Origin of the sequence: Campylobacter sp. JMF_01 NE2, from assembly GCF_027737365.1 — a bacterium.
In the GTDB taxonomy this organism is placed as follows: domain Bacteria; phylum Campylobacterota; class Campylobacteria; order Campylobacterales; family Campylobacteraceae; genus Campylobacter_B.
This window is the reverse complement of record NZ_JAOVTR010000003.1, coordinates 244,183-255,428: the sequence shown is the minus strand read 5'-3', so window position 1 is coordinate 255,428 and position 11,246 is coordinate 244,183. Positions and strand designations below refer to the sequence as shown.

Here is an 11,246-nt window from a genome sequence, read left to right as displayed (position 1 = left end):
ACCACGCCAAGCAAAACCACGCCAAGCAAAACCACGCCAAGCAAAACCACGCCAAGCAAAACCACGCCAAGCAAAACCACGCCAAGCAAAACCACGCCACGCAAAACCACGCCAAGCAAAACCACGCCAAGCAAAACCACGCCAAGCAAAACCACGCCAAGCAAAACCACGCCAAGCAAAACCACGCCAAGCAAAACCACGCCGCACAAAACGCCACGCCAAATTCCACTAAATTTCCAGCAAATTTCCGCAAAATTTTACTAAAAATTCCACGCAAAATTTTACCAACTATACTTCGCGGTTAGTGTTACCTTCGCGCCCTCGCCGTAATAGCACCAGTAGTTGCACCCTGCGACATACTCCTTATCAGCGATATTTGTGGCATTTAAGCGCACAGAAAAGTCCTTATACGAATACTCCGCCATAGCGTCAATTAGCGTGTGTGACGGCACACTCACAGCGTCGTGGCGAGGCGATGTCCATGCGCTACTCTCACTCTTACTTCTACCCACATATCGCACACCGGCTCCAACTTTCATAGCGTGTCCAGAGCCAAAATCTAACGAATATACCAAAAAGCCAGAGAGCATATCTTTTGGGATTAGTGGCGTTGGCGTCATGTAGTCAAAGCCATCGACATTGATTTTGGCTTCGTTGTAGTGCGTGTAAGCGGCGATTAGGTTTAAATTTTCGCTTAAATTCACATTTGCGCCAAGCTCCACGCCTTTGGCTACCTGTTTTCCAGCCTGACTTGAAAAGCTCGAACCATCGGTGTATGGGACATTTCTCTGCTCTATGTCAAAATACGCTAGGCTAAATTCGCCGTCTATGAAGCTTGGCAGATATTTCACACCCGCTTCGTATTGTCTAGCCGTGGTTGGCTTGTAAAACTCGCCCGAACTCGTGCGGCCGGATTGTGGCATAAAAGACTCAGAGTAGTTGAAATACGGCATAAATCCGCTATCAAACGCGTATAAAATCCCAGCCTGATATGTGGTCTCGTCCGTGTCGTAGCTTTTATCACCATTTAGCGTGGCTTTGGCCTTGTCATGGCGCACTCCAAGGGTCAAATTTAGCTTCTCATAAAGCTCAATTTTATCGTTTAAATAAAACCCAAGCTGACTTTGATCCAAGTCATAATTCGGGTTTGAAAACGACAGCGCCGGATTTGCCGTTAGGCGGGTGCGCACTGGGTTATAGACATTTATAGTGCCTACGAAGTAGTTGTAAAAATACTGCCCCCTAGCGCGAATATCTCTGTAATCCACGCCCAAAGTTAGGCGGTTTTTCACACTTCCCCACTCGTCTTCGTAGCTTATGCGGTTATCGAATATATGCGAATTCACACTCGCATCGACAAAGAGCAAATCCTGCGCGATATCGGTATCGTTTATCATATTATACTCGACACTTGCGCCGATTTGGTCTTTGTTTTCGCGGTTAAATTTATAGCTTGATTCGAATTTTAGCTTATCGTTAAAGCTATGCGCTAACTCGTATCCAACCGAAATTTGATCGCGCGATAGACTATCGTTTAATGCGCCCAAATTCGCACTTGGCGAAATTTTACCCTGCGCGCCAGGTATCATCGTGCCTACATAAGGGAAAAACCCGTTGCTTCCAGTGCCTGTGTCATGCGTGAAGCTAGATAGAAGTGTGAGCTGTGTATCATCGCCTAGCAAAAACAAAATCGATGGCGCGATGAAAAAATGCTCGTTCCATGTGTAATTTATGTCGCCACGCTTTTTCTCATAATCGCTTACAATGCGAAATTTCACATTTTCGCTAAATTCATCGCTGACATCGAAAAACACCCCGCGCAGGTGGTTTGAGCCAAATTTCGCGCCGATTTCGCCTTGCGGGGTGAGAGTTGGGCGCTTAGAGACGAGATTTATCACGCCACCAGCGTATGATGAGCCATAAAGTAGCGAGTTTGCGCCCTTTACCACCTCGATACTCTCATATCCGTATAAATCAGGGCTGATACCAAAATATCCGCCTTTATACGCACTAGCGCCATCTACGCTCACACTCGCTTCAAACCCACGAAGTCTAAGCCAGTCGCTCGTATCAAGATCTGCGCCATAAGGCTGTCCGACGAAACCAGCCTCGTATTTGACGGCCTCGTCTAGCTGTGTCGCTCCACGCTCTTCGATCGCTTTTTTGCTCTCGATTACGGACGAGCTTCCAGCACTCATGAAATCGACCTTGCCACTACCCTTGCTTATCGAGCCTACCACGGCGATTTCGTCTAAAACCTGCGCCTCGTTTGCCGTCTCAGAGACTTCCTGCGCCAAAACAGCCGCCGCACACAAACTAAGCGCAAACGCGCTACCAAAAATTTTTCGCATAAATGCTCCTTTGATTAAAATTTATTAAATTTTTCTTGCAATCCATAAAAAATAAAGGCTTCCGATTATCGTAGCGACCACGCCACAAGGTATTTCATAAGGAAAAATCAAATTCCTACCCAAAAAATCCGCCACGCTCATTATCATAGCCCCGATTAGCGCACTTGCCATGAGCCCAGCGCCCGTTTTGCGAAAACCCAAAAATTTCGCCAAATGTGGCGCGATAAGCCCCACAAAACTCACCGGTCCCACGCAAAGTGCGCTAAAAGCCGACAAAACGGCGCAAAATACGAACAAAATAGTTTTAAATTTGAAAATATCCACACCCACGCTACTAGCGCACACATCGCCTAGGCTTAAAATCGTAATTTCTCTTTGAAATCTCATCACCACGCCAAAGCTAATCGCGCAAAGCATCGCCAAAAGCAAAACCTGCGAAAAACTCGCACCGTAGGTGCTTCCAGCGCTGTATGAGATAAAATCATAAATCCTGCTATCCCCGCTAAAAAGCAAAATTTTCTCCACCGCGCTCACAAAGGCACTCACCGCAATCGCGCTTAAAATCACGCGCATTGGACTCATGCCACTTCTCGCATTTATCGCCAAAATAAAGCCAAAAACCACCAACGCCCCAAATACGCCAAAAACAAAGCCAAGCGCAGGTGCGAAAAACATCGAAGCAAGCACGCCAAGACTCACGCCAGAACTAATGCCAAGAAGCTCGGGCGAGGCCATGTCGTTGCGGGTTAGGCTCTGTAAAATATAGCCACAAACAGCCAAAATTCCGCCACAAAGCAAGGCTGTAAAAACGCGGTTTATGCGCAAAGCGAAAATTTCGCGCGAAAATTCGCCATAAAATAGGCAAAACGCCACGAAAACAGCCAAAATTCCGCCAAGAAGTGGCAAATTTAAATACTTCGCCTTTTCGCGAATTTCGTTTTTGGCGCCGTTTCCTGCGTTTGCGTCCTTTGTGGCGCAGTGTATGAGCCACAAAAACATCGGCGCACCCAAAAATGCGCAAATCGCACCCGCAGGAAGCGAAATTTGGGTTAAATTTTGCAAGATTATAAGTCCGCTATCGCAAATGCCTAAAATCAAAGCCCCCAAAATGGCGCAAAAAATCGCTTTTTTGACAAACGAGCTAAATTTCAGCTGATTTGTGAGATAACTCGCTCCAAGCCCCACAAATGCGATAATCCCGCAATGCGCCACCGCCACAGCTGTAAAATACGCACCCAGCACAAAGCCTATAATTCGCACCAAAACGACATTTAGCCCAAGCGATTTTGCCGTGCTATCGCCAAGCCCAAAGAGCCAAAACGAACGCGCAAAAGCTAGTGTTACAAGCAGGGCTGGAAGCGATAAAATCACCATTGTGCGCAGGTTTGCGTAGCCGTTTTGGGCTAAATCGCCACTTAGCCAAACCGTGATAAAATAGCTTTCATCTTTGAAAAAAATCAAAAGTAGCGCGCTTAGTGCGCCAAAGACTAGCCCTATGATTAGACCGCACAGCGTCGCGCTAAATGCGCTAAACTCGCGCGTATTTGTGAGCGCAAACAAAAGCCCAAGTCCGATGAGCGCACCCACAAACGCACTTAGCGTGGTGCCAAGAGCAGGCGCGAACAGCCCCAAAAACAGCACCCCAAAGGCGCTTGACGCGCTTACGCCACTGGTGCTATCACTCGCTAATGGATTGTGCGTAATAGCGCAGAGCAAAAGCGATGAAAGCGAAAGCAACGCACCGCAAAGAAGAGCCGTCAAAATGCGTGGCAGGGTGGAATTTAGTACCACAAGGGTGCGAATTTCGCCTAAATTCGTGTGTGCGCCAAGAAGTGAAATGGCGCAGAGTATCGCAAAAATGAGCGTTAAGATTGGCAGAGTTTTATTCATTTGCGCTCTTTTGCGAAATTTTAGAATTTGGCGAATTTGATAAATTTGCCAAATTTGGCGAAATTTCTAAATTTTGCGAAATTTTGAAATTGGCTAAATTCGCCTCATTTTTCAAAATTTCACTCAGCAAATTTGCAAATTTTTGCATACTTAGCCACGCACCAGCACTCCACACAGGCTCTATTTGCGCGCGGTTTTGCAAAATTTGCAAATTTTTATAAATCCCATTTGAGGCGATTTGCGAGTTTATATCAACCCTGTTTGGCTCGATTATTACGAGCTTTGCGCCCTGCCCCACTTCATAAAGTGCGCTTACATGGGCACTCGCGATACCCCAGAGATTATATGATAAATTACTTGGAGCCAAATTTTGCACTCCAAGCTTTGATAAAACCACGCCATACAGGCTATTTGCGCCATAAATCCTAATGTGAGCCGCGTCGATAAACTGCACGACTAAAACAGGCGTGGTGAAATTTTCTAGCTCTTTTTTCTTTTTTTCGAAAAATTCGTTGTTTTTGGCAAGTAAAATTTTCGCCCTCTCTTCGCAATCCAAAATTTTCGCCACTTCCAAAACAGCCTCGTTTAGGTTGTCTTCCAAATTCCCGTCTTTATAAACATCGATAATGTGGGTTTTGGCGTATTTTGAAATGGTTTTTTCGTGCCCCGCAAAAAACGATGGCAAAAGCACAAAATCAGGCTTCAAAGCTATTATCATCTCCAAACTCGGCTGGTTTCTAAGCCCCAAGTCTAGGGTATTTGCGCCATTACCTAGCCCACCACCCCATAGCATAAAACTCTGCTTTTCAGCCATTGCAATCGGCCGAACTTCTAAAAACTCCAAAATCTCCGCCACGCTCCAATCCAGCGTGATTATACGCGGTTTTTCGCCCCCAAATACTGCGCCGAAAATTAAAAATAAAAAAATAACCGCTCTCATTAAAACATCGCCGTTAATAAATTTGTCTTTGGGTGCGCGATTATATGGGCATTTACGCCGTAAATTTCTTTGATTTTTTCTGCACTCATAGCCTCGCTAGATGGGCAGTTTAGTATCAGCTCACCGCCTTTTAGCGCGATGATTTTATCGCAGTGCGAACAGGCTAAATTTATGTCGTGAATCACGATGATTACGCATTTGCCAAGCTCTTTTGCCATTTTTTGAACTAACGCCATGACGCTTAGCTGGTGCGCAATATCTAGGGGCGCTAATGGCTCGTCAAGTAGCAAAAAATCGCTTTCTTGCGCGAGTAACATCGCTAGGAAAATGCGCGATTTCTCGCCACCACTTAGCGTGGAGACGATCTGGTCTTTGAATTTGAGCGTATCTGTGATTTGTAGGCACTCGGTAGCGATTTTGGTGTCGTTTTCTTTGTCCGTAAAATACCTGCCCCCGTGCGCATATCTGCCCGCCATAACTAGCTCCAAGCCCGTCAAATGAGAAGCGTCTGGTAAAATTTGGGGCAAATAAGCAACACTTTTGGCAAATTCTTTTTTTGCGTAATCTTCGATTTTTTTGCCATTTAGCGAAATTTCGCCACTTTGATTTTTGATTTGTGCGGCTAAAAGCTTGATAAGCGTAGATTTGCCAGAGCCATTGTGTCCAACGAGAGCGTAAAATTCGCCCTTTGCAAACTCTAAATTTATGTTATTTAAAATTTTTTTATTTTGTATTTGGTAATTTAGATTACTAGTTTTTAACACGATGATAATATCCATTATTAAAATAAAAGATAGATATTATCAAAAATTTAATAAATTTAAACTAAATATTTAACAATTATTATCAAAAGCCATATCAATTTAAAATTTTAAAAATGATAAAGTATAGCAAAACATGCCCTGCCCTACTCCCATAAACTGGGCTCCTGCGGGTCTGTATAGCTGGATAAAATTTGATATGGCTGGTAGTCAAATTTGTATTTTAGGCTCGGACACTCACGCACTGCATAACCCAAATATATCCAGCGCAGATTAAATTTTTTCGCGATTTCAATCTGCTTTAAAAGCGAAAATTTCCCAAGGCTAAGATCGCTTCTGTATGGGTCGTAATAGCAATAAATCGAGCTTATCCCATCTTCGACAATGTCGATTAAATCGACGCAAATCAGCCTGTCAAACTCATCGTAATACGAAATTTCCTTGCCGAAATTTCCATATCCCTCCACATAAATTTCATAGTATTTCTCAGGCGTGATATTTTGGCGCGGCCAGCCCTTTTTTTCGCTCATATAGTTGTGATAAATTTCGAAAAGCTCCAAATGCTCGCCGTCTAAAATCGGTGCTGAAAAGCCAAGCGTGGTTTTTTCGTTTTTTTTATAAACTCTGCGGTGCGATTTGGAAAATTTGAAATTTCTCGCATCTACTCTCAGGCTTTTACACTCATCGCAACCCGCACAAATGGGCTTTTGGAAGTAATTCCCAAAGCGTCTGTATCCGTGAGTGACTAAATTTGAATTATAAGAATACGAGGCGTTTTTGACAAAAATGTATTCATTTCTAGCTGATTTTCCCTGCAAATACGGGCAGGGAAAATCGAGCGTGCAAAATGGAATTTCAAGCATTAAATTTTTCTAATATTTGCGTTTTCGATATATTTCAAAAACTCGTCTTTTAGCCGATTTTCACGCGCACTCACGCTCTCATCGCCTAAATCCTCATCTTTGAAAATATCTTTAAATTCATCGCGATTTGGGTTTGGTTTTGGCTTAGGTTTGGGTGGATTTTTCGCCTTTTCCTCTTTAATCATATCTTTTTTTATGCTATTTAGCGATTCTAAAAAATCCATTTTCGCTCCCTAAATTTCGGCTTCTCGCATAGCAGAAGCGATTGCAGCGACGACTTCGGTTTTTTTCGTATCAAAATCGTCCTTGGTGTTTGCCAAAATTTTCTCCAAATTTTTCTCGACATAGCTTGTATCGAAAAATCCCAGTCTAAACTCACGCGATTTGCTAATCGAGAGCAAAAATGGGATTATCGTGCGCACACCCTCTATGCGGAACTCCTTCAATGCCCTTTCTAGCTTATTTACCGCCAAGTCATAATCTGTCGTTTTGATAATGAGTTTAGCTAAAAGTGAGTCGTAAAATGGTGGAATTTTATAGCCTTTGTAAATATGGCTATCCACGCGCACGCTAGGTCCCAAAGCTGGGTAATAATCCTCGACTTTGCCAGGTGCTGGGGTGAAATTTTTCCATACATTTTCGGCTGTAATTCTCGCCTCAATCGCGTAACCGCGCGGTTTGATATCGCTTTGTTCGAGCTCTAAAATTTCGCCATTTGCGATACGGATCTGACGCACGACGATATCCACGCCAGTGATTTCCTCGGTGATTCCGTGCTCGACTTGGATTCTGGTATTCATCTCCATAAAATAGAAATTGTTGTAATCATCGAGCAAAAACTCCACAGTGCCGACATTTGAGTAATTCACAGCCTTAGCTGCGGCTACTGCGGTAATACCCATGGTCTTGCGCAAATGCTCGCTAATCGACGGGCACGGGGCAATTTCGATGATTTTTTGATGACGGCGTTGGATTGAGCAATCGCGCTCGCAAAGGTGGATAATGTTGCCGTAATTATCGCCGATGATTTGAAACTCGATATGGCGCGGATTGACGACGAGTTTTTCCATAAAAACTTCATCGTTATTAAAATACGCCTTCGCCTCTCTGGTGCAGGATTCAAAGGCTGCTTCCATATCCTCTTCGCTCCAAACTTCGCGGATTCCACGCCCTCCGCCACCGCCGCTTGATTTCAAAATCACCGGGTAGCCGATTTTGCGGGCGTATTCTTTGATAGTCTCCATTGATTCGTTGTTTAATTTTTCGGTGCCTGGCACGATAGGAATACCATTTTTGCGCATTAAATAGCGAGCAATGTTTTTATTACCCATTTTGCGGATAACTTCTGGTTTTGGACCGATAAAAATAATCCCAGCGTCCTCGACCTCTTTTGCAAAATCATAATTCTCACTCAAAAATCCATATCCAGGGTGGATAGCGTCCGCACCGCTTGCTTTGGCTATTTCTACGATTTTTTTGGCGTCCAAATACCCAGTAAGTGGCTCTGTGCCGACCTCATAAGCCTCATCAGCAATTTTAACATGCAAGCAGTCTTTGTCAGGCTCGGTGTAAATCGCTATACTTTTTATGTGCAAATCTCTACATGCTCTAATAACCCTAACCGCGATTTCACCGCGATTTGCTATGAGAATTTTGTGTATCATACTAAAACACCTTTTTGTAAAAATAATATTGCGTATGATAGTATAAAAAATGTTATATCAAGTTGAAATTTAGGGGAAAAAGTCAAAATTTTAAAGGATTTTAGTGGTGCCCAGAGCCGGAATCGAACCGGCACGGAGTTGCCTCCGCCAGATTTTGAGTCTGGTGCGTCTACCAATTTCACCACCTGGGCTTGAATTAAAAATCGAGATTATACAAAAATTTGATTAAAATAAAATTAAGCCCCAAAATTTTGGGGCTTAAAGAGTAAGAAAAATTATTTTTTCTTTTTAGCTTTTGAAGCAGCAACAGCCTCTTTAAGTTGTTTGCCAACTTTAAATTTAACTACTTTTGTAGCAGGTGATTTGTAAGTTTTGTTTGTGCCAGGAACTTTGCCTTCACGAGCAGCACGCTCAGCAATGCTAAAAGAACCAAAGCCAATGAAACTAATCTCATCGCCTTTAACTAATAGCTCTTTAATTGTTTCAAGAGCTTTATCTACTACTGCTGTAGTATCTTTTTTGCTTTGTCCTGCTTTTTCAGCAACAATACTGATAAAATCAGCTTTTTTCATAGAGTATCCTTTGTGATAAAGTGTAACAGCGTCCATTTTACAATACTTTGATAAAAATTTCAATAGAATTTTGCGAATTTTTCGCTAAATTTGGCAAAATTTCACGAAATTTGGCAAAATTTTGCCTATTTTCACACTATTTGAAAAATAAATGTTTCATTTTTTCCCAAATTTACACAAATTTAGGCGCTAAAATTTTTTATAATCTTAAATTTGATATAATGCGCCCAAAATTTTAAATTTAAGGTAAAAAGATGACGAAAATTTTGATGATAGAAGATGATTTGGAGCTGGCTGAAATTTTAAGCGAATACTTAGAACAATACGAAATCGACATTACCGTCGCAGATGACCCATTTATCGGACTTTCAAAGCTTAAATTAGAAAATTTCAACCTCGTGATTTTAGACCTAACGCTTCCTGGTATGGACGGGCTTGAAGTCTGCAAAGAAATCCGCAAAACCTCGAATTTACCGATTATCATTTCTAGTGCGCGCCACGATTTGACCGATAAAATCAATGCCTTTGATTTCGGCGCAGATGATTATCTACCAAAACCATACAATCCCCAAGAGCTTCTAGCCCGCATTAAACGCCATGTCGAGCGCTACAACACAGGCTCGATCAAACAAAGTGGCGAAAAAACCAACAAAGACATCGTGGTTGATGATTTTTCGCACATTATCACCTTTAAAGGTCAGCCTCTATCGCTGACAGTCGCTGAATACGATGTCCTCTCATATCTAGTCAAAAAAGAAGGCGGAGCAATCACGCGCGAAGAGCTCATTTACAACAGCTCCTCAATCAGCGAAGAATCCTCGCCAAAAAGCATAGATGTCATCGTCGGTCGTATCAGGGTCAAGCTTGGCGAAACCTCCAAGACACCGCAATATATCCACGCAATCAGGGGCGTGGGATACAAGCTCGTGCAATAAATTTTGAAATTTAAATATGAAATTTAGATCTTCGATTTTTTATACCATTACATTTATTTTCGCGCTTGCGACGATTGGCGTATCGCTCGCACTCATTTGGCTTATCGGATATGATAAACAAAACTACACCAGAGAGCTAAACACAAAATACTCCATAGTCGCGCGCTCGCACCTATACCAGATGAGTAGGCTCATCTCGCAAAACGAATTCCAAAGACAAATCGCAAATTTCGAATTTGCTAGCATTAACGACGAAAATTTTATAAAGCAATTAACCGAAAATGGCGAAATTTTGGACAGTATTTCAGCTGACATCGGCTCGGCTGATATTATAATGTATAATCGCAAGCACTACCTCAAAATCACCCACGCAAACGAGGTTAGGATTTTAAACGACAAAGAATATCAACCATATCGCTACGATATTTTTAGGGCGATTTATGGCGGAATTTTGGCGATTATTTTGCTCGCATACATTTTTATTATACGCAAAATCAAACCACTTCGCAAGCTAAAACGCCAAATCGATAAATTTGCCACAGGCGATTTAAATATCGCAAATGTCGCCACAGGCGCAGACGAAATCTCCGAGGTTTCGCGCGCGTTTTACGGTGCAGTTACGCAGATCAACAAACTAAACGAATCGCGCCACCTATTTTTGCGAAACATCATGCACGAGCTAAAAACGCCCATTACCAAAGGTCGCATAACCATCGAAATGATCGAAAAAAACAAATACCAAGAGCGCTTGTTATCGGTGTTTGAAAGGCTAGAAGATTTGATTAACGAATTTGCCGCAGTCGAGAGGGCAACTTCTGGAATTCCGCTTGGAGAGCGCGGAATTTACTCAGCCAAAGAAATCATAAACGAAGCCCTAAAAATCGCAATGATAGGCGAAAATTTAGTAACCATAAATGCGTCAGAGGATTTGAAATTTAATGTGGATTTGAAGCTGTTTTCAATCGCTGTGAAAAATCTAATCGACAACGCAATCAAATACTCCACCGACCGCCATGTCATCATAAATGTCGGAGCGACCTTTGATTTCATCAGCAATTCGCCAGAGTTAGAGCAGGATTTTGAGCATTACAAAGAGGCATTTTCCAAAGGCTCAAACGCCAAACAAAGCTTCGGTCTTGGGCTATACATCGTCGATAATATCGCCAAATCGCATGGTTTAGCCTTTAAATACCGCAGAGAAAATAAGACAAATATCTTTTATTTTGATAATATGAGTGAAATTTTACTCTAAATTTTAAGGCGATTTGAT

At 42.6% G+C, this 11,246-nt stretch carries 11 protein-coding genes and 1 tRNA gene; 2 read left to right on the top strand and 10 right to left on the bottom strand.

Going from position 1 to position 11,246, the window contains the following annotated elements; translation table 11 throughout:
- From OFO01_RS06925 to OFO01_RS06880, 10 genes are all read right to left on the bottom strand, one after another.
- The coding region (locus OFO01_RS06925) for a hypothetical protein (protein WP_270875525.1) at positions 1 to 209 on the bottom strand (209 nt) is incomplete at its 3' end.
- Between the two features lie 72 nt (positions 210 to 281).
- Positions 282 to 2,351 carry a TonB-dependent siderophore receptor gene (locus OFO01_RS06920; protein WP_270859468.1) on the bottom strand — a complete coding sequence of 690 codons (2,070 nt, stop codon included), beginning with the start codon at positions 2,349 to 2,351 and terminating at the stop codon, positions 282 to 284.
- A 24-nt stretch (positions 2,352 to 2,375) separates the two neighbouring features.
- A complete protein-coding gene (locus tag OFO01_RS06915) occupies positions 2,376 to 4,241 on the bottom strand; it encodes an iron ABC transporter permease (protein ID WP_270859467.1) in 1,866 nt (621 codons plus the stop codon).
- Positions 4,234 to 5,181 (bottom strand): ABC transporter substrate-binding protein, encoded by a 948-nt coding sequence (locus OFO01_RS06910; RefSeq protein ID WP_270859466.1) that lies wholly within the window; start codon positions 5,179 to 5,181, stop codon positions 4,234 to 4,236. The genes OFO01_RS06915 and OFO01_RS06910 overlap by 8 nt, the downstream gene beginning before the upstream one ends.
- Positions 5,181 to 5,945 carry an ABC transporter ATP-binding protein gene (locus OFO01_RS06905; RefSeq protein WP_270859465.1) on the bottom strand — a complete coding sequence of 255 codons (765 nt, stop codon included), beginning with the start codon at positions 5,943 to 5,945 and terminating at the stop codon, positions 5,181 to 5,183. The genes OFO01_RS06910 and OFO01_RS06905 overlap by 1 nt, the downstream gene beginning before the upstream one ends.
- Before the next feature lie 143 nt (positions 5,946 to 6,088).
- Positions 6,089 to 6,805: an arginyltransferase gene (locus OFO01_RS06900; protein ID WP_270859464.1), complete on the bottom strand. Its 717-nt coding sequence runs from the start codon at positions 6,803 to 6,805 to the stop codon at positions 6,089 to 6,091.
- Positions 6,805 to 7,029: a hypothetical protein gene (locus OFO01_RS06895; protein ID WP_270859463.1), complete on the bottom strand. Its 225-nt coding sequence runs from the start codon at positions 7,027 to 7,029 to the stop codon at positions 6,805 to 6,807. The genes OFO01_RS06900 and OFO01_RS06895 overlap by 1 nt, the downstream gene beginning before the upstream one ends.
- A gap of 9 nt (positions 7,030 to 7,038) precedes the next feature.
- A complete protein-coding gene (locus OFO01_RS06890; RefSeq protein WP_270859462.1) occupies positions 7,039 to 8,469 on the bottom strand; it encodes an acetyl-CoA carboxylase subunit A in 1,431 nt (476 codons plus the stop codon).
- A 104-nt stretch (positions 8,470 to 8,573) separates the two neighbouring features.
- Positions 8,574 to 8,660 (bottom strand) — tRNA-Leu (locus OFO01_RS06885).
- A gap of 84 nt (positions 8,661 to 8,744) precedes the next feature.
- Entirely contained in the window at positions 8,745 to 9,041 is a 297-nt protein-coding gene (locus tag OFO01_RS06880; RefSeq protein WP_270859461.1) for an HU family DNA-binding protein, read from the bottom strand.
- A 254-nt stretch (positions 9,042 to 9,295) separates the two neighbouring features.
- Here OFO01_RS06880 and OFO01_RS06875 point away from each other — a divergent pair, with 254 nt between their 5' ends.
- Positions 9,296 to 9,976 (top strand): response regulator transcription factor, encoded by a 681-nt coding sequence (locus OFO01_RS06875; RefSeq protein ID WP_270859460.1) that lies wholly within the window; start codon positions 9,296 to 9,298, stop codon positions 9,974 to 9,976.
- 16 nt (positions 9,977 to 9,992) lie between these two features.
- The gene (locus tag OFO01_RS06870) at positions 9,993 to 11,228 is read left to right on the top strand and encodes an ArsS family sensor histidine kinase (RefSeq protein WP_270859459.1); all 1,236 of its coding nucleotides are present in this window, start codon (positions 9,993 to 9,995) and stop codon (positions 11,226 to 11,228) included.
- Positions 11,229 to 11,246: the final 18 nt, after the last annotated feature.